18 protein-coding genes and 3 tRNA genes are annotated in these 17,162 nt (G+C 60.9%); 8 read left to right on the top strand and 13 right to left on the bottom strand.

All coding sequences use genetic code 11. The features are described 5' to 3' along the window. Positions 1-86 precede the first annotated feature (86 nt). From J9788_RS15995 to J9788_RS15960, 8 genes are all read right to left on the bottom strand, one after another. Positions 87-869: a TatD family hydrolase gene (locus J9788_RS15995; RefSeq protein WP_182265263.1), complete on the bottom strand. Its 783-nt coding sequence runs from the start codon at positions 867-869 to the stop codon at positions 87-89. Next, a complete protein-coding gene (locus tag J9788_RS15990) occupies positions 866-1,984 on the bottom strand; it encodes a patatin family protein (RefSeq protein ID WP_033651706.1) in 1,119 nt (372 codons plus the stop codon). The genes J9788_RS15995 and J9788_RS15990 overlap by 4 nt, the downstream gene beginning before the upstream one ends. A 10-nt stretch (positions 1,985-1,994) precedes the next feature. Beyond that, positions 1,995-2,180 carry a hypothetical protein gene (locus J9788_RS15985; RefSeq protein ID WP_004933086.1) on the bottom strand — a complete coding sequence of 62 codons (186 nt, stop codon included), beginning with the start codon at positions 2,178-2,180 and terminating at the stop codon, positions 1,995-1,997. Between the two features lie 68 nt (positions 2,181-2,248). Further along, positions 2,249-2,410, bottom strand: a complete 162-nt coding sequence (locus J9788_RS15980) for a DUF1328 domain-containing protein (protein ID WP_004933089.1) — start codon at positions 2,408-2,410, stop codon at positions 2,249-2,251. Positions 2,411-2,571: 161 nt separating this feature from the next. Continuing rightward, positions 2,572-3,186: a molecular chaperone OsmY gene (gene osmY / locus J9788_RS15975; protein ID WP_046898082.1), complete on the bottom strand. Its 615-nt coding sequence runs from the start codon at positions 3,184-3,186 to the stop codon at positions 2,572-2,574. Between the two features lie 516 nt (positions 3,187-3,702). Next, complete coding sequence (prfC, locus tag J9788_RS15970; RefSeq protein ID WP_182265262.1) at positions 3,703-5,292, bottom strand: peptide chain release factor 3; 1,590 nt, start codon at positions 5,290-5,292, stop codon at positions 3,703-3,705. Positions 5,293-5,443: 151 nt separating this feature from the next. Further along, positions 5,444-5,887, bottom strand: a complete 444-nt coding sequence (rimI, locus tag J9788_RS15965; RefSeq protein ID WP_033641788.1) for a ribosomal protein S18-alanine N-acetyltransferase — start codon at positions 5,885-5,887, stop codon at positions 5,444-5,446. Then, positions 5,832-6,269 carry a DNA polymerase III subunit psi gene (locus tag J9788_RS15960; RefSeq protein WP_182265261.1) on the bottom strand — a complete coding sequence of 146 codons (438 nt, stop codon included), beginning with the start codon at positions 6,267-6,269 and terminating at the stop codon, positions 5,832-5,834. Before J9788_RS15960 ends, rimI begins: the two co-directional genes overlap by 56 nt. Before the next feature lie 146 nt (positions 6,270-6,415). Here J9788_RS15960 and rsmC point away from each other — a divergent pair, with 146 nt between their 5' ends. Then, positions 6,416-7,456 (top strand): 16S rRNA (guanine(1207)-N(2))-methyltransferase RsmC, encoded by a 1,041-nt coding sequence (gene rsmC / locus J9788_RS15955; protein ID WP_046898080.1) that lies wholly within the window; start codon positions 6,416-6,418, stop codon positions 7,454-7,456. Positions 7,457-7,507: 51 nt separating this feature from the next. On the opposite strand, the gene J9788_RS15950 is transcribed toward rsmC, so the two are convergent. Next, positions 7,508-8,500, bottom strand: a complete 993-nt coding sequence (locus J9788_RS15950) for an aldo/keto reductase (protein WP_046898079.1) — start codon at positions 8,498-8,500, stop codon at positions 7,508-7,510. A 118-nt stretch (positions 8,501-8,618) separates the two neighbouring features. Between J9788_RS15950 and J9788_RS15945 the strand changes: the two genes are divergently transcribed. The 4 genes from J9788_RS15945 (at position 8,619) to J9788_RS15930 (ending at position 9,974) form a co-directional block, all read left to right on the top strand. After that, a complete protein-coding gene (locus J9788_RS15945; RefSeq protein ID WP_182265260.1) occupies positions 8,619-9,563 on the top strand; it encodes a LysR family transcriptional regulator in 945 nt (314 codons plus the stop codon). Positions 9,564-9,635: 72 nt separating this feature from the next. After that, positions 9,636-9,722 (top strand) — tRNA-Leu (locus tag J9788_RS15940). Positions 9,723-9,758: 36 nt separating this feature from the next. Continuing rightward, positions 9,759-9,845: transfer RNA gene (locus J9788_RS15935), tRNA-Leu, on the top strand. 42 nt (positions 9,846-9,887) lie between these two features. Next, positions 9,888-9,974, top strand: a tRNA-Leu gene (locus J9788_RS15930). Positions 9,975-10,063: 89 nt separating this feature from the next. Here J9788_RS15930 and J9788_RS15925 read toward each other — a convergent pair. Continuing rightward, on the bottom strand, positions 10,064-10,348 hold the full coding sequence (locus J9788_RS15925; protein ID WP_033641783.1) for a DUF1435 domain-containing protein: 285 nt from the start codon (positions 10,346-10,348) through the stop codon (positions 10,064-10,066). 259 nt (positions 10,349-10,607) lie between these two features. On the opposite strand from J9788_RS15925, the gene J9788_RS15920 reads away from it, so the two are divergent. Further along, positions 10,608-11,687, top strand: a complete 1,080-nt coding sequence (locus J9788_RS15920; protein WP_182265311.1) for a GGDEF domain-containing protein — start codon at positions 10,608-10,610, stop codon at positions 11,685-11,687. A 45-nt stretch (positions 11,688-11,732) separates the two neighbouring features. Here the strand turns inward: J9788_RS15920 and J9788_RS15915 are convergent, their stop codons facing one another. Continuing rightward, positions 11,733-12,329 (bottom strand): TetR/AcrR family transcriptional regulator, encoded by a 597-nt coding sequence (locus J9788_RS15915; RefSeq protein WP_148873488.1) that lies wholly within the window; start codon positions 12,327-12,329, stop codon positions 11,733-11,735. A gap of 136 nt (positions 12,330-12,465) precedes the next feature. Between J9788_RS15915 and J9788_RS15910 the strand changes: the two genes are divergently transcribed. Next, complete coding sequence (locus tag J9788_RS15910; protein WP_182265259.1) at positions 12,466-13,662, top strand: MFS transporter; 1,197 nt, start codon at positions 12,466-12,468, stop codon at positions 13,660-13,662. 10 nt (positions 13,663-13,672) lie between these two features. Here the strand turns inward: J9788_RS15910 and J9788_RS15905 are convergent, their stop codons facing one another. Further along, positions 13,673-14,584 (bottom strand): LysR family transcriptional regulator, encoded by a 912-nt coding sequence (locus J9788_RS15905; RefSeq protein WP_182265310.1) that lies wholly within the window; start codon positions 14,582-14,584, stop codon positions 13,673-13,675. A 107-nt stretch (positions 14,585-14,691) separates the two neighbouring features. Between J9788_RS15905 and J9788_RS15900 the strand changes: the two genes are divergently transcribed. Further along, complete coding sequence (locus J9788_RS15900) at positions 14,692-15,894, top strand: MFS transporter (protein WP_182265258.1); 1,203 nt, start codon at positions 14,692-14,694, stop codon at positions 15,892-15,894. A gap of 1 nt (position 15,895) precedes the next feature. On the opposite strand, the gene fucP is transcribed toward J9788_RS15900, so the two are convergent. Further along, on the bottom strand, positions 15,896-17,125 hold the full coding sequence (gene fucP, locus J9788_RS15895) for an L-fucose:H+ symporter permease (protein WP_182265257.1): 1,230 nt from the start codon (positions 17,123-17,125) through the stop codon (positions 15,896-15,898). Between the last annotated feature and the right edge of the window lie 37 nt (positions 17,126-17,162).

The following is a 17,162-nucleotide window of genomic DNA, read 5'->3' as shown; positions in this document are numbered from 1 at the left end:
CCCTCGCACCGATTTATGTCACAAATGTATACAACGAGACGCAAATGAAAATCTTATAACGTGACGCGCGTCACATTATGATCATCTCAATCCGGCATGGCGAACAGCGCCTGAGTATTGCGTTGCAGGTGGGCGGCGATCTCGTCGGCAGGTTCCGGCCGCAGTTCGCACAGCGCGTGAAACACCTCGGCGGCGCGTTCGGGGCGGTTCGGTTGCCCCTGATAGCCGGCCAGCGGCATGTCCGGCGCATCGGTCTCCAGCAGCAGCGCCTCAAGCGGCAGCTGCGCCATCACGGCGCGCGTTTTCTGCGCCCGCTCATAGGTGATGGTGCCGCCCACGCCGATGTAATAGCCGAGGCGGATAAACGCCTGCGCCTGCGACAGGCTGCCGGCAAAGCCGTGCACCACGCCGCGGCGCGGCAGCTGCATGCGCCGCAGCGCCGCGGCCAGCTGATCGTGAGTGCGGCGCGAGTGCAGGATCACCGGCAGGTCATGCTGTTTCGCCAGCTTCAGTTGGGCCAGCAGCACGCTTTGCTGCCGCTCAAACTGCGGGTTGTCCATATACAGATCGAGCCCGATTTCCCCCACCGCCACCAGCTTGTGCGGCCGTTCGGCCAGCAGCGCCGCCAACTGTTCCAGCTGCGGCTCATGATGCTGCGCGATATACAGCGGGTGCAGCCCCAGCGCGGCGAACAGCGGCGCATGCTCCTGCGCCAGCCGCAACACCCGCGCGAAGCGATCGGCGGTGACCGTCGGGACGATGATGCGCTTTACGCCGGCGCTTGCCGCCCGCGCCAGGCTCTCGGCCTCATGCCCGGTAAAGGGTGGAAAATCGAAATGGCAGTGGGTGTCGGTAAAGGCGTAACTCACAGCGCGCCCCCTTCACCCGGCGGCAGATCGCCCGGCAGGATGATTTTCGGCGCCGCCACCGCGGCCTCCGGCTGCGCCGCCCGCTCGGTGGGCATGGCGATGTCGGTCACGATCGGCGAAGGCATTCTGACGTTCTCCGGCTGGATCAGGCGGCGCGACAGCGCTTTTCGTACCTTCATGCCGTCGGGCTCCTGCTGCGCCATCCACTGGCCGACGGTGGCCAGGAAGTAGCGGCCGCAGCGGCGCCCCAGGTGATAATCCTGATTGAGCGCCCCCAATCGGCTGCCGAGCGCATTGCTGGCCAGCGGCTTCGGCGGGAAGATCTCGAAGATGCGCAGCTTGCCCGGCGGCTTTTCGATAAAGCGCTGGATGCGGTGATAGCTTTGCTCGTGATGCTGCAGGATGCGCACCATCTGCTGCAGGCTGCTGTCGCTCAGCCAATGCTCCATGCGCTTCATCCACTGCGGGGTGTAGTACATTTGCGAAGGTACGGTGCGGATCACCACGATGGTGTCGGCGCCGCGGCGATAGGCCTCTTCCACCGGGATCGCATCGCTGATGCCGCCGTCCTGATAGCTGACGCCGTCCAACTCCACGCCCTGACGGTAGAAGCCGGGAATGGCGCTGGACGCCTTGATGGCCGGCAGCCAGCGTTCGCGCTGCGCCGGCAGATAGGTCGGTTCGAAATCGTCGCTGCGGCAGGCGCACAGCAGGAATTCGCGCCCGTCGGTAAAATGCTGTTCCGCCACGTCCATCGCCAGCGGCATCTGCGCCGCCGCCGTATCAACCAGCCAATCGAGATCGATCAGATGCCCGCCGCGCACGAAGCGCAGCGGATTGAAGAACTGTGCCGAAGTGGTGTAACGGGTGATCACCCGGCGCGCGTAGCCCATCTGCCCGCAGATATAGGCAGACAGATTCTGAGCGCCGGCCGATGTGCCGATCAGCAGATCGAAAGGGTTAAAGCCCGCGCGCTGAAACTCGTCCAGCACGCCGGCGGTGAAAATGCCGCGCTGGCCGCCGCCTTCGCAGACCAACGCCATTTTTCCTGGTCGAAAAGGTTTAGACGCCAGCGGTTCTATATTGCCGAGCGTGATGGGTATTCTGTATCCCAACTTGGCATCCTCAGTGAGACGTTTTCTCCGAGGATACCGCGTCTCGCTCTCTTCCGTAATCCTCTTGCAGCACGCCGACGAGGAAATCATTGCTGCCGGCCAACCAGGCACCATCGCTGCCGGACCATTCGGCCCAAGCCTGCCATACCTGACCTTTCAGCTGTTTCCAGCGCCCGACGATGATGTCGCTGTTCATGGCCGGCCCTCCCCGACGTGAGAAAAGGAATTAAGCTTTGTTACAGTTTGCAGGAAAATGCCGGCCGGCTAAGGGCGCCGACGGCCGGTGAACAGACTGACCAGGAACAGGATGATGCCGACAACGAACACGACTTTGGCGGCCCAGGCGGCGGTGCCCGCCAGCGAACCGAACCCCAGCGCCGCAGCGATAAGCGCGATGACTAAAAAGATAATGCCCCAACGAAACATAAGCTTCTCCTTACCATTGTGAAAAAATTCGCTGCCGTCTACCGCCCCGACAACGGGACATCGACGGCAAATCAGTTTCTTTTTTTGGTGGTACACGTCGGGCCGCCTTGACGGCCCGACAGATGCGGCTTGTGGTTACTTGTTACGGGCGCCTGGCGGGATTACTGCTTGACCACCAGGTCATTTTTCACGCTTTTCACGCCGTCGATAGCCTTGGCGATGCTTTCGGCACGCTCAGACTGCGCCTGCGTTTTCACTTCACCGGAAAGCTGCACCACGCCATCGGTGGTTTCCACTTTCACATTGCGCGACGGCACGATGTCATCGGCCAGCAGCTTGGCTTTCAGCTCGCTGGTGGTGGCGGTGTCGCCGGCATACGATTTGATCGACTGGTTGGCTTCATCTTTCACGTGCAGCTTGTCGCTGACGGTTTTGACGCCTTCCACCTTGCCGGCAACCGCAACCGCATGCTCCGCCTGCGCCTGGCTGCCGACAAACCCACTCAGGGTCACCGTGCCTTTTTCGGTTTTCACCGAAATGTCAGTGCTTTTGATGCTCTTATCGTCCACCAATGCACTTTTAACTTTAGCCGTTATCGCGCTGTCATCCATGTAACCGTCAACTTTTTTCATGGAGCTATCGATTTTGGCACCGGCACTGTCCGCGGCGTTAGACGCCTTGTTGAGCAGACTGTCTTCGGCCAGCGCAGTGCCGCTCACCAAAGCAGAACCCAAAACAACAGCCATCAGCGAGTGTGCAAATTTGGTCTTTTTCATCGATCTCTTCCTTTTGTTGGGGGCCCCAGCGCCAGAGCGCCGGAACCCTTCAGCCGCCTTCACGCGGCCTCTCGGTAAATACTTCATCATCGCTATACGATTAAGCGTTCACGACAGGAATATTGCAACCGCCGTGCCAACTCCATAAACACCTTAGAAATCAAACAAAAAAAGCGTTGAGTCGGATTTTTAATCAAAAAACTGTCGCCTATTGACGACAGACCAAGTGACACGAAACGGTTAAACAGTCATCTCATTGATATTTAAGGAAACAGACTGTCTCCTATCGGCAACACATCAGAATAACTCACCAAACAATCAGCGTATTACAGTGATTTACTCGCAAGCAATGTGCGGACATCTCGTTAAAGATAGACCATGCGGCGGAAAACGCAGGCCAATCGCGTCTCGCCTGGGCGACATCGATACGCAGGATAAAATATGAGGAAGATTTATTAATTAGCGGAGTGAGAATACGGGGAATTGGCAGGGCGCACCGGGCGCCCTGCCGATGTATCAGTGTTCGCGGGTCTTGCGGAAGGTCACGTCAGGATAACGTTCCTGCGTCAGGTTGAGGTTCACCATGGTCGGCGCGATGTAGGACAGGTTGTCCCCACCGTCCAGCGCCAGGTTGATCTCGTTCTTGCGCTTGAACTCTTCGAACTTCTTCACGTCGTCGCACTCGACCCAACGCGCCGTCGACACGTTGACCGACTCATACAGCGCTTCCACGTTGTACTCGCTCTTCAAACGCGCCACGACCACGTCGAACTGCAGCACGCCGACCGCGCCGACGATCAAATCGTTGTTGGCGATCGGGCGGAACACCTGCACCGCGCCCTCTTCCGACAGCTGCACCAGCCCCTTTAGCAGCTGTTTCTGCTTCAGCGGATCGCGCAGGCGAATGCGGCGGAACAGTTCAGGCGCGAAGTTCGGGATGCCGGTGAACTTCATGTCTTCACCCTGAGTGAAGGTATCGCCGATCTGGATGGTGCCATGGTTGTGCAGACCGATGATGTCGCCCGGATAGGCTTCTTCCACGTGCGAACGGTCGCCGGCCATAAAGGTCAGCGCGTCGGAGATCACCACGTCTTTGCCGGTGCGCACCTGACGCAGCTTCATGCCCTTCTCGTAACGGCCGGACACCACGCGCATAAAGGCCACGCGGTCGCGGTGCTTCGGATCCATGTTGGCCTGGATCTTGAACACGAAGCCGGTGAATTTCTCTTCCGCCGCCGTCACTTCACGGGTGTCGGTTTTGCGCGGCATCGGCGCCGGCGCCCAGGCCACCAGGCCGTCCAGCATATGATCCACGCCGAAGTTGCCGAGTGCGGTACCGAAGAACACCGGGGTCAGCTCGCCGCTCAGGAACGCCGCCTGATCGAACTCGTGGGAAGCGCCCTGCACCAGCTCCAGCTCATCGCGCAGCTGCGCCGCCAGATCTTCGCCCACCGCAGCATCCAGCTCCGGGTTGTCCAGGCCTTTGACGATGCGCACTTCCTGGATGGTGTGGCCTTTACCGGTCTGATACAGGTAGGTTTCATCCTTGTACAGGTGGTAAACGCCTTTAAACAGCTTGCCGCAGCCGATCGGCCAGGTGATAGGCGAACAGGCGATTTTCAGTTCGCGCTCGACTTCGTCCATCACTTCCATCGGATCACGGATGTCGCGGTCCAGTTTGTTCATGAAGGTCAGGATCGGCGTGTCGCGCAGACGGGTGACTTCCATCAGCTTGCGGGTACGATCCTCAACGCCCTTGGCGGCGTCGATCACCATCAGACAGCAGTCCACGGCGGTCAGGGTACGGTAAGTATCTTCGGAGAAGTCTTCGTGCCCCGGGGTATCCAGCAGGTTAACCAGGCTGTCACGGTACGGGAACTGCATCACCGAGGTGGTGATCGAGATCCCACGCTGCTTTTCCATTTCCATCCAGTCGGATTTGGCGTGCTGGCTGGAACCACGGCCTTTTACCGTACCGGCGGTCTGGATCGCCTGTCCGAACAGCAGCACTTTTTCGGTAATGGTGGTTTTACCGGCATCGGGGTGCGAGATGATGGCGAAAGTTCTTCTTTTGGAGACTTCGCGGGCAAATTCACTAGGAGACATGGTTTTCAGGTTCTACGGTTAGTCCGCCCTGCGACATCATCAGAACGCGCCGATCGCGGCGCCGGGCAAAGCGGTGAATAAAAGATAACAGCCGGGCATTTTCGCCGATTTGCCAACCGGTGACAATCAATGCTTTTTCCGGCCGGGCTGATTACCCCAGCGGCAGCGCCATCACGATCGCGTCTTCGCGGCCGTGGGCACTCGGGTAATAATTGCGGCGCACGGTGACTTCGTTGAAACCGAGATCTTCATACAGCGCGATCGCCGCCTGGTTAGAGGCGCGAACTTCCAGCCACAGCGTCACCACGCCGCGACTCTCCAGCTGTTCGATCAACGCGTTGAGCAGCAGGCGGCCAAAGCCCCGGCGCTGGTGCTGCGGATGAATGGCGATGTTGAACAACGTGGCTTCGTCCAGCACGATCTGCGTGATGGCGAACCCCGCCATCTCCCCATCGGCGCTCAGCTTCAGGTTAAGGTAGCGATCGCCCTGATTGCTGGCAAAGGTGGTTTCCGTCCAGGGGAAAGCGTGGCTGGCTTGCTCAATGTTGAAGGCCGTGGCCAGGTCGGCCGCCGTCAGGGTAGAAATCGTGTTCATGATGACAAATCTGCTGCCAGAGGGCGCGTTTGGCCCCCGCGTCTTGGGAAAGCTCGGCCAGCGCCGGGCTGTGTAGCTGCGCGCCGGCGACCGCAAGCGGTTCCGTCACGCCCAGCCGCCAACTGTTGCATGCGGTCTCTTCAGGCAGCATCGCCACCTGTTCCGGCGTCAGGCTGTAGGTTTGCGCCGGCGTCAGCCCCAGGCTGCGCAGCACGTCGCAAAACAGCGGATCGTCGGGCACCGGCAGCGTCTGCGCCACCACCAGCAGGCGCGTCTCGGGCGGCAGACTGACCGCCACTTCGCCCTGCAACACGCCCGGGCGGCGCAATGTCCACTGCGTAATACCCAGTTGTTGTAACAGCCAGTCGCGTTTTGATGCCATGCCGATTCCTACCCATTGTGGTGCGCCATGCCTGCCATGCGCCGCGCTATGCTAACAAACCCGCGCAGCCCGCGCCAACAAACCCGTCGAACATATCGCCACAAAGCTCTATAATCCCCGGTCTCATTTCCAGGAGCCAATATCTGATGTCTGCATTAACCCCCGCCAGTGAAGTCATGCTGCGCCACAGTGATGAATTTATCGAACGCCGCGTGCTGTTTGCCGGCGACCTGCAGGACAGCCTGCCGGCCCAATTCGAGGCCGCGGACGTGCGCGTCCACACTCAGCAATACCATCACTGGCAGTTACTGAACCGGACGATGGGCGATAACGTGCAGTTCGGTTTGACCGTCGATCCCGCTTTCGTCGCCGACTGCGACACGCTGGTTTACTACTGGCCGAAGAGCAAGCAGGAAGCGCAATTCCAGCTGTGCAACATCCTGGCGCTGCTGCCGGTGGGCGCGGACGTGTTCGTGGTCGGTGAAAACCGCAGCGGCGTGCGCAGCGCCGAGCCAACGCTGGAAGGCCACGTCACGCTGGTGAAAATCGACAGCGCGCGCCGCTGTGGCCTGTATCACGGCCGCCTGGACGCGCAGACCGAGTTCGACCTGAACGACTGGTGGGACAGCTATCAGCTGCACGATCTGGAAGTGAAAACGCTGCCGGGCGTGTTCAGCCGCGACGGTCTGGACGTCGGCAGCTCGCTGCTGCTGTCGACGCTGGAAAAACACATGAAAGGCAAGGTGCTGGACATTGGCTGCGGCGCCGGCGTGATGGCCTCGGTAATGTCCAAGCTGTCGCCGAAAGTCAAATTGACCCTCAGCGACGTCAACGCCGCCGCGGTGGAATCCAGCCGCGCGACGCTGGCCGCCAACGGCATCGAAGGCGAAGTGGTCGTCAGCAACGTTTACTCCGACATCACCGGCCGTTTCGACATGATCATCTCCAACCCGCCGTTCCACGACGGGCTGCAGACCAGCCTGACCGCTGCCGAAACCCTGATCCGCGGCGCGGTGAAGCACTTGCCGATCGGCGGCCAACTGCGCATTGTCGCCAACGCCTTCCTGCCCTACCCGGACATTCTGGACGCCACCTTCGGCAGCCACGAAGTGCTGGCGCAGAACGGCCGCTTCAAGGTGTACCAGGCGACCGTCGGCCGTCCGCCGCGCGCGCCGAAGAAGAAATAATTCGCCGTTGGCGGAAAACGACAGAGCGCGGCCAGCAGGCCGCGCTTTTTTTTAACCGTTGATGTAGGTCATCGACTCCGCGCCGTAGCGATCGCCGGCCGCCGCACTCAGCGGGAACACCGCTTCAATCGCCGCCAGCTCAGCCGCGCTCAGCGTTATCTCCGCCGCCGCGACGTTCTCTTCCAGGTAGCGACGGCGTTTGGTGCCGGGGATCGGCACGATGTGCTCGCCCTGCGCCAACACCCAGGCCAGCGCCAGCTGCGAAGGTTTAACGCCCTTCCGCGCCGCCAGCTCGCTCACCTTCTCCACCAGCGCCAGATTGCGACTGAAGTTTTCCCCCTGGAAGCGCGGGTTGCTGCGGCGGAAGTCGTCCTCGGCCAGATCCTCCGGCCGCTGGATAGCGCCGGTGAGGAAACCGCGCCCTAACGGGCTGTAGGGCACAAAGCCGATGCCCAGGCGCTCACAGGCCGCCAGCACGCCCTGCTCGGCGTCGCGCGTCCACAGCGAATATTCGGTCTGCAGCGCGGTGATCGGATGCACCTTGTGCGCCCGCTCCAGCGTGGCAACCGACGCCTCGCTCAGGCCGATGTGGCGGATCTTGCCTTCGCGGATCAGATCCGCCATCGTGCCCACGACGTCCTCGATCGGCACCTGCGGATCGACCCGGTGCTGATAATATAGATCGATCTCCTCCACGCCCAAGCGCCGCAGGCTGCCCTCGACGGAGCGCCGGATATACTCGGGTCGGCTGCTGACGCCGCGCGCCGAAGGATCCGCCGGATCGCGCAGGATGCCGAACTTGGTGGCCAGGAACACCTGTTGCCGCTTGCCTTTGATCGCTTCCCCCACCAGCTCTTCGTTGGTGTGCGGGCCATACATGTCGGCGGTGTCGAGCAGCGTGACGCCCAGCTCCAGCGCCCGGTGCAGCGTGGCGATGGCTTCCTGCCGATCGGCGCCGGTGGAATAGAAGTCGCTCATGCCCATGCATCCCAACCCCAGGGCGGAGACGACGGGGCCGTGGGAACCGAGTTTACGTTGTTGCATTGTGCTGCCCTCATGCGGTGAATGGATAACGCAGCAAAGTCTGGTTGTTTACGTGACAAAGATAAATAATGCAGATTGCACATCACTGTTCAAAAATCACCAACAATCCGGAGTGGACATGGATCAGGTTCAAGCCATGCGCATTTTTACCCGCATCGTCGAACTGGGCAGCTTCAGCCGGGCGGCCGAGCGCCTGCAGCTACCGCGCGCCACGGTCAGCAACGCGCTGAAACGGCTGGAACAGCGGCTGGGCGTGCGCCTGCTGATCCGCACCACCCGCCAGGTGCAGGTGACCAGCGAAGGCAGTCTCTACTATCAACGCTGCGTGCAGTTGCTGGGCGCGCTGGAGGAGGCGGACACGCTGTTCAGCCACCATAAGCTGCAGCCGTCCGGCAAAGTGCGCATCGATATGCCCCATTCGCTGGCGCGCGAGGTCGTCATTCCAGCGCTGGACGACTTCTACCGGCGCTATCCCGACATCACGCTGGCGCTGGGCGCCAACGACACCCACGTCGATCTGCTGCGCGAAGGCGTGGACTGCGTGCTGCGCGCCTGGGAAACCGAAGATGACAGCCTGGTGGCGCGGCGCATCGCCCAGCTGCCGCAGATCACCTGCGCTTCCCCCGCTTACCTGCAGGCCCACGGCACGCCGCTCGACATCGATAGCCTGGCGCCGCACCGCGCGGTGGGGTATTTTTCCCTGGCCAGCAACCGCGATTACCCGCTGGAGTTCTGCCGCGGCGGCAAGCTGGAGCTGCGCGAACTGCCCGCCCGGCTGAGCGTCAGCGGCGCCGACGCCTATATCGCCGGCGCGCGCGCCGGCATGGGATTGATACAGGCGGCGCGCTATTCGCTTGCCCCTTGGCTGGAACAGGGCGAACTGGTGGAAGTGCTGGCGGAAACGCCGCCTCCGCCGATGCCGATTTACATCATGTATCCGCCCGGCCGTTTCCTGGCGCCGCGGGTCAGAGTGTTGATTGATTGGCTGATTTGGCTGTTTGACCAGCAGAAAAGCGGTGATATGGCTGTTTTTCCAGCAAACGCCCGCAAAGCGGGGAAATAACTGTTGACGTGTCCGCCAAAATCTCTAGAATTCGCCTCCGTGGTAACGTTACTCCGGTAATGTTTCTGGTACGCGAAGGTGGCGGAATTGGTAGACGCGCTAGCTTCAGGTGTTAGTGTCCTTACGGACGTGAGGGTTCAAGTCCCTCTCTTCGCACCAAATAACCACATGATTTATATTGCACTCAGCATCGATGCGAAGGTGGCGGAATTGGTAGACGCGCTAGCTTCAGGTGTTAGTGTTCTTACGGACGTGAGGGTTCAAGTCCCTCTCTTCGCACCAAGCTGGCGACGTAATATAAATCAAAGCAACAACATCGACTGTGCGAAGGTGGCGGAATTGGTAGACGCGCTAGCTTCAGGTGTTAGTGTCCTTACGGACGTGAGGGTTCAAGTCCCTCTCTTCGCACCAATTGATGATCTCTCCGGTAGTTACTTCGAAAAAATCCCAACGCATTGATGAATCACACGCTTAAGCGTGGTTTTGCCGTTTCTGGCGTTTCACCCAAAGCTGAAGTTGAGGCTGACTGCCGCCAGGCCGCCCGCCAGCGCCATGCAGGAAGGCAACAGCAGATAGTGGCGCAGCCGGCTGTTGAACAACATGACCAGCGTGGCCAACATCGCTATCACGATCAGGGTGCGCAACTGCACCATATCCAGGTCGATCAAGGCCAGCAGCGGCATCAGCGCACAAGGCAGCAAAACGCCCCAGGCGCTGGCCAGGCGATCCCCGAGGCACCAACTGACGCCCCACAGCCCGCACGCGGCAATCATGGCGGTAAGCATGACAACCCCCTTTAAGTGATAATGATAACCAATATCATATAACACTTTTTTGGCCGCCGCATCATTTTCACTGCGCTGACCAAACCCAGATGACACCAGCATGAAAAAATGATAATTTGACATAAGAAAATTCCTAGTCCTGTTTGCATGATAATAATCACAATCCTCAACCATGCAATTCAAGTGGATATTCGCGCCAAAGGAATGCTTCTCAACCTTAATTATTCGACAGAACGACTTTGCAAAGAGTGACCTCCGTATGAACGCCCGTTCTTATCAGGAATTACTGAACAGCAAGCAGCGCCTGGCATTATTTCTTTTTTTGGTAATGAATGCCGCCTCTTCCGTATTTACATTATTGTTCCCTTTTAGGGATACGCCCGCATTTACCCTACCTTTATTATGTATACCGCTATTTTGTCTGGTAGCGGCGCTATTTTCCCTGCAAACGCCACGTAAATATTTGTGCAAACTCAACCTGTTCGCCAGCGTACTTGGCCTGCTCTGGGCCGCACATATTTACGTTAAAAGTCAATATTGCCTACCGAATAACCAAGATTTTTTATTAATTAGTTTGTTTAGCATCTTTTTTATCAGCGCTATTTCCCTGACGGACAACTTTACCGCCTTTTGTTTACACGCCGTGCCTTCCGCAATGGTGATCCTGGCTTTAGACGGCATGCATAATACCCTGCGGATATTATTCACCACGCTATTACCTATTATCGCTTTCTCCATCCACCACCTGATGTTGAAACGCAGTGAAATCTTTACTCACGCGCTGGTGGCCAACCTGTATAACGAGCGAGATAAATTCAATAATTTGAGCATGATCGATCCTCTGACCGGCCTTTATAATCGGCGCGGGTTGGAGAATAAGATCACGATGCTGCTGGAACCGCAAACCGGCCGCCATTACGTGCTGTTGCTGGATATCGATCACTTCAAGGTCTATAACGACAGCTACGGCCACGCCATGGGCGATCGGGCGCTGGTGCAGGTGGCGGTCGCCATCCGCGATGCGGTGCGTTCGCGCGACATCGTGGTGCGTTACGGCGGGGAAGAATTTTTGGTGCTGCTGACCAACGTGCACGAAGGCTACGCGGCGCAACTGGCCGAACGGGTGCGCCAGCGCGTGGCGGAGCTGAACATCCCGCACGGCGCCAGTCCGCAGCACAGCGGCACGCTGACGCTCAGCGCCGGCATCTCCGCATTGGAAAAACTGGACATCGAATCGGCGATAGGCGCAGCCGACGCCGCGCTCTATCTGGCGAAGCACAGCGGCCGCAACAATATTCAGCTGGCGCAAAACGTCCAGCCCGCTGCCGTTCACTCTTAAGCCGCCGTAGTAACGGTACGGCGGCTGACATCAACACTTATACTGCTATACGGCGGTGGAACGCAGCCCGTTCAGCAACAGGTTCAAACTGGCCAAGGCTTGTTCCAGCCCCACGTCTTTTTCCGGATGATGGGCGACCCACAGCGCGGCATCCATCAGGCCGCCGTTGATTAAATGCGCCAGCGCTTCCGGCTCGGCAACAGCGATACGCCGCTGCGCCATCAATACCTCCAATGCGCCCGTCATCCAGCTGATGCACGCCAGCTTGCTGGCCCGCAGATAGTCGGCTCCCAGCACCGAAGGTGAATCACGCAACAGAATGCGTTGCGCTTGCGGCTCCGTCATCATGATCAGATAACCGCGGCAACGCGCCGCAAAAGCCTCCCAGTCATCCGCAGTACTCGCGGTTATCTCGGCCAGATGCGCATCCATCTCCGCGTCTATCGCCTGCACCACCGCCAGGAACAGCCCCTTTTTATCGCCAAAATGGTGATAGAGCGCGCCGCGCGTCAGGCCGGCCTGGGCGGTGAGATCATCCATCACCGTTTCGGCATACCCCACGTTGCCAAATTGCAGGCGGGCCGCCGCCACCAGCTTTTGTCGGGTTTCTTCAATCATTTCGGTACGCGCTTTACGTGCCATGGGTTCACTCCCGCCTCGTTATTGATGACGTTATAATTGACATACGCCATGTATGTCAATTAACGTAACATACGTGGCGTATGTCAATGATGGACATTGAGCGAATACCGAGCCGCAACATTCCGGAGCCCATTTTATGGCAAATCCTTATTTCAAACTGTTCACTGCCCCGGGCAGCAAGGCGTTTTCCTCTGCCGGGCTAATCGCGCGCCTGCCGGTCTCGATGACCGGCATCGGCATCATTACCATGCTCTCGCAGGTACGCGGCTCCTATTGGTTAGCGGGCGCGGTGGCGGCGACGTTCGCCTTTTCCATGGCGCTGCTCGCGCCGCAGATCGCGCGCGCAGCGGATCGCTTCGGCCAACGCCGAGTGCTGCCGTATGCCACCGGGACCAGAGCGATCGCCCTCTTGCTGCTGCTGATTTGCACTCGCTGCCAGGCACCGGATTGGACGCTGTTCGTCTTCGCCGCGCTCGCGGGCGGCATGCCCAGCATCTCCGCGATGGTCAGAGCGCGCTGGAGCGAAATTTATCGCGGCACGCCACAGCTGCACACGGCATTTTCATTCGAGTCGGTGTTGGACGAAGTCGCCTTTATCATCGGCCCGCCGATCGCCGTGGGGCTCAGCGTTTCACTTTTCCCAGAAGCCGGCCCTCTGGTGGCCGCGCTGCTTCTGGTGGCGGGTGTCACGGCATTCGCCTTGCAAAAAAGCACACAGCCCCCGGTTTACACCCGCAACAGCGAGCGGCAGCGCGCCATCCTGGCTATGCCGTCAATGCAAATTCTGGTGCTGGCGCTGATCGCCCTGGGCACTATTGTCGGCACCGTAGACGTCATCAGCGTGGCCTTCGCCGAGCAGCAAGGCCAGCCGGCCGCCGCCAGCATCGTGCTGTCGGTTTACGCGTTTGGCTCCTGCCTCGCCGGGCTGATTTTCGGCGCAATGAAGATCCCCGTCCCCTTGCCCCGCCTGTTCTTATACGCTGCGTTCGCCACCGCATTCACTACCCTGCCGCTGCTGTGGGTGCACAATGTCTTGACGCTGGCGGCGGCGATGTTTGTCGCCGGACTGTTTTTCGCGCCGACCATGATCATTGCCATGGGACTGGTTGAAAACATCATGCCCCCCTCCAGGCTGACGGAGGGATTGACCTGGATGGTCACCGGTCTGGGGATAGGCGTGGCGTTCGGCGCAGCCCTGGCGGGCCTGGCGATCGACGCTGCGGGGATAACGGCCGGCTTTAGCGTCACGCTCACGGCCGGCCTGGTCGTACTGCTGGTGGCGGCCGGCGGCTATCGCCTAATGCGGCGAACGCTGGCCTTGAAAGCGGCGTGAACCGCCTACGCTAAACGGTTTCCCAAATCGCCTTGCCCTGCCAGCGCCGTTCGATCGCCGCGAGGAACAGCTTCACTTTGGGGGAGAGATGGCGTCGGCTGGGATAGACAGCGCAGATCGGCGGCCCCAGGCGACAATAGCGTTCCAGCACCGGCACCAGCGTGCCGGCCGCAATCTGTTCGCCGACCAGAAACGCCCCCACCTGACACAGACCGGCCCCGGCGACGGCCGCATCCCGCAATGCCTCGACGTTGTTGAAACGCATCCGGCCGCGCACCGGCTGTTCGTGCAGTTGGCCGTTAACCCGATAGCGCCAGGGCGCCGGCAATCCCTGGTGGCTGAAGATCAGCGTCTCGTGATCGCTCAACGCCTCCGGTTTCGCAGGCGTGCCGTAGCGCGCCAGATAGTCCGGCGCCGCGCAGGTGATCAGGCGATGCGGCGCGAGCACCCGCCGCACCAGTCGGCTGTCGTCGCTGCCGCCGACGCGGATCGCCACGTCTATGCCGTCGCGCACCAAATCGCTGTAATCGTCGGAGAAGCTGACGTCTGCGTCCACCTCCGGCCACTGCGCCAAAAATTCCCGCAGAATCGGCAAAATATGCAACCGGCCCAACGAGACCGGCACATCCAGCCGCAGCCGCCCGCGCGGGGTTTGCCGCCGCGTATTGAGCGCCGTTTCCGCCTCTTCGGCCTGCGACAGGATGCGCTGCGCATACTCGTAAAACACCGCGCCGTCTTCGGTCAGGCTGACGCTACGCGTGGTGCGCTGCAGCAGCCGGGTCGCCAATCGCGCCTCCAATCGGTTCACGCATTTGCCCGCCGCCGATCGGGAGATGCCCAGTCTCTCGGCCGCCAGCGTGAAGCTGCAGGCGTCGGCGACGCGAATGAATACCAGCAGGTCGCTCAGGTTATCCAACGGCATAGACGGTAAATTAGCCACGATTTGTCCCCAATGTTGCGCATTAAGGCCAGTTTATCAGTCATTTTGGCGCGGATACACTGGGGTTCTTCATCATTGGGAGAGTCATTATGAGTGCCTTACACGCCGACGGCGGCGCAAAAGCGTGGCTGGCGACCTTCGCGGTCGGCCTTTCCACCTTTACCGTCGTCACCGCAGAAATGCTGCCCGTCGGGCTGCTGACCCCGATCGTCAGCACCCTGAACGCATCGATCGGCCGCGCCGGGCTGCTGATTTCCCTGCCGGCCCTGTTCGCCGCGCTGTTCGCCCCGCTGGTGGTGCTGGGCGCCCGGCGCACGGACCGCCGCAGCCTGCTGGCGGGCTTTCTGCTGCTGCTGATCGCCGCCAACCTGCTGGCCGCCACCGCCACCTCCCTCGCCCTGCTGTTCGCCGCGCGCATCCTGCTGGGTTTTTGCATCGGCGGTATCTGGGCCATCGCCGGCGGGCTGGCGGAACGCCTGGTGCCGCCGGCCTCCGTCGGATTGGCGCTGTCCGTCATCTTCGGCGGCGTAGCGGCGGCCTCGGTGTTCGGCGTGCCGCTCGGGGTATTCCTCGGCGAAGCGCTGGGCTGGCGCATGGCATTTCTGGCGGTCGCCGTTCTGGCGGCGCTGACCCTGCTGCTGCTGGTGTGCGTGCTGCCGCCGCTGCCGGTCACGCAGGCGATCGGCTGGCGGTCGTTCACCGCGCAACGCGCGAATCGCCGGCTGCTGACCGGGCTGCTGCTGACGTTTCTGCTGGTCGCCGGCCACTTTATGGCTTACACCTTTGTCCGTCCGCTGCTGCAGACGGTCTCCGGCATCGAGAGCCGTTGGGTGGGGCCGCTGCTGTTCGCCTACGGCATCGCCGGCCTCGTCGGGAATTTTATCGCCGGCCAGGCCGCCGCCAAACGACTGTGCCGCACCCTGGCGCTGATCGCCCTCGGGCTGGCGCTCGCCGTCCTGCTGCTGCCGCTGCTGGGCCACACGCCGCTGAGCGGCGGCGCCTTCCTGCTGCTGTGGGGCATCGCCTACGGCGGCGTTTCCGTTGCGCTGATGGCGTGGATGCTCAAGGCGGCGCCCGATGCGGCCGAGGTCGCCTCTTCGCTATATATCGCGCTGTTTAACCTGGCGATTTCCTGCGGTTCGCTGGCGGGCGGGCTGGTGGTGGATGCCGGAGGTCTGACGATAAACGGCGCGCTGTCCGGCCTGGTGCTGCTGCTGGCGTTGGCCATCCTGATGGGAACCCGGCGGCAGATGCCGAAAGCGGCGGCGAAGGCCGATTCGCCGCCGGGGTGAATCAGGCGCGGCGCTGCCGCAGGCCATAAACCAGCACCACCGCGAAGCACAGCAGCGGCAGCAGATAAGAGAGCGCGGTGCTGTAACGGTCGGCCAGCGCCCCCATAAAGTAAGGCATGATGGCGCCGCCGACGATCGCCATGATCATGAACGAGCTGGCGCGCTTGGTGTGCTTGCCCAGATTTTTCACCCCCAGGGCGAAAATGGTCGGGAACATGATCGACATAAAGAAGAACACCGCGATCAGCGCCACCACCGATACGCCGTCGACGCTCAGCATTACCACGCCGCACAGTGCGATATTGATCAGCGCATAGACCGCCAGCAGCGTCGCCGGTTTGACCCGTCCCATCAGCCAGGTGCTGAAGAAACGTCCGACCATAAAGCAGATCATGGCGATCGACAGCAGGTAAGAGGCGCTCTGGTTAGACACCTCGCGCCAGTGCTCAGTGGCGTAGTTAATGAAGAACGCCCCCACGCCCACCTGCGCCGCCACGTAGAAAAACTGCGTGATGACCCCGCCGACGAAATGCGGATGCTGCCACAACCCCTGCGCTATCACGCCGTGCACCGGTTTTTCCTCTTCGCGGATCGCCGGCAGCCGGGTGCGGCTGAACAACAGCGCGATCAGCAACACCAGCACGGCGATCGCCACATAGGTCATCTTCACCGCGCTCTGATCGCCGCCGCCGACGGACTGGCCGGCGGAGAAGAACAGCGTGCCGCCGATCAACGGGCCGATAAACTGCCCGAGGCCGTTGAACGACTGGGCCAGGTTGAGCCGCCGTTCGGCGCCCTGCGCGTCGCCCAGCACCGTGGCGTACGGGTTGGCCGCCGTTTCCAGGCAGCCCAGGCCGCTGGCGATAACGAACAGCGCGAACAGGAAGACGCCGAAGCTGTTGGCCGACGCCGCCGGCACGAACAGCAGCGCCCCTAGTGCGTACAGGCACAGCCCGACCAGAATGCCCGCCTTATAGCCCTTGCGGTCCATAAAGTATCCGGCGGGCAGCGCCACCAGGAAATAGGCGCCGAAGTACGCCGCCTGCAGCAGCCCCGACTGCGCCTTGGTAACGTGCAACGTCTCCTGAAAATGTTTGTTCAATACGTCCAGCAGGCCATAGGACAGCCCCCACATGAAGAACAGGCTGGTGACCAGGATAAAGGCCCAGCGCAGATTGGCGGTCACGGCGACGCCTGGCTGCGCGGAGGCCGCACTTTTTTCAGCAAGCATGGTGATACCCTCGTATCGTCTGGCGATGATGATGTTG

This window comes from Serratia sp. X10, assembly GCF_017811775.1.
GTDB lineage: Bacteria > Pseudomonadota > Gammaproteobacteria > Enterobacterales > Enterobacteriaceae > Serratia > Serratia ureilytica.
Note: the sequence above shows the minus strand (reverse complement) of the source record. Positions and strands in the feature narration are given on the sequence as shown.

Bases quoted from the DNA above. Each gene is read 5' to 3' on its own strand.
- J9788_RS15915 (WP_148873488.1), bottom strand. From the start codon at position 12,329: ATGGCACGTAAAGCGCGTACCGAAATGATTGAAGAAACCCGACAAAAG.
- J9788_RS15905 (WP_182265310.1), bottom strand. From the start codon at position 14,584: ATGCCGTTGGATAACCTGAGCGACCTGCTGGTATTCATTCGCGTCGCC.
- J9788_RS15920 (WP_182265311.1), top strand. From the start codon at position 10,608: ATGAACGCCCGTTCTTATCAGGAATTACTGAACAGCAAGCAGCGCCTG.
- J9788_RS15985 (WP_004933086.1), bottom strand. From the start codon at position 2,180: ATGAACAGCGACATCATCGTCGGGCGCTGGAAACAGCTGAAAGGTCAG.
- osmY (WP_046898082.1), bottom strand. From the start codon at position 3,186: ATGAAAAAGACCAAATTTGCACACTCGCTGATGGCTGTTGTTTTGGGT.
- J9788_RS15925 (WP_033641783.1), bottom strand. From the start codon at position 10,348: ATGCTTACCGCCATGATTGCCGCGTGCGGGCTGTGGGGCGTCAGTTGG.
- rsmC (WP_046898080.1), top strand. From the start codon at position 6,416: ATGTCTGCATTAACCCCCGCCAGTGAAGTCATGCTGCGCCACAGTGAT.
- fucP (WP_182265257.1), bottom strand. From the start codon at position 17,125: ATGCTTGCTGAAAAAAGTGCGGCCTCCGCGCAGCCAGGCGTCGCCGTG.
- rimI (WP_033641788.1), bottom strand. From the start codon at position 5,887: ATGAACACGATTTCTACCCTGACGGCGGCCGACCTGGCCACGGCCTTC.
- J9788_RS15945 (WP_182265260.1), top strand. From the start codon at position 8,619: ATGGATCAGGTTCAAGCCATGCGCATTTTTACCCGCATCGTCGAACTG.
- J9788_RS15950 (WP_046898079.1), bottom strand. From the start codon at position 8,500: ATGCAACAACGTAAACTCGGTTCCCACGGCCCCGTCGTCTCCGCCCTG.
- prfC (WP_182265262.1), bottom strand. From the start codon at position 5,292: ATGTCTCCTAGTGAATTTGCCCGCGAAGTCTCCAAAAGAAGAACTTTC.
- J9788_RS15960 (WP_182265261.1), bottom strand. From the start codon at position 6,269: ATGGCATCAAAACGCGACTGGCTGTTACAACAACTGGGTATTACGCAG.
- J9788_RS15980 (WP_004933089.1), bottom strand. From the start codon at position 2,410: ATGTTTCGTTGGGGCATTATCTTTTTAGTCATCGCGCTTATCGCTGCG.
- J9788_RS15910 (WP_182265259.1), top strand. From the start codon at position 12,466: ATGGCAAATCCTTATTTCAAACTGTTCACTGCCCCGGGCAGCAAGGCG.
- J9788_RS15900 (WP_182265258.1), top strand. From the start codon at position 14,692: ATGAGTGCCTTACACGCCGACGGCGGCGCAAAAGCGTGGCTGGCGACC.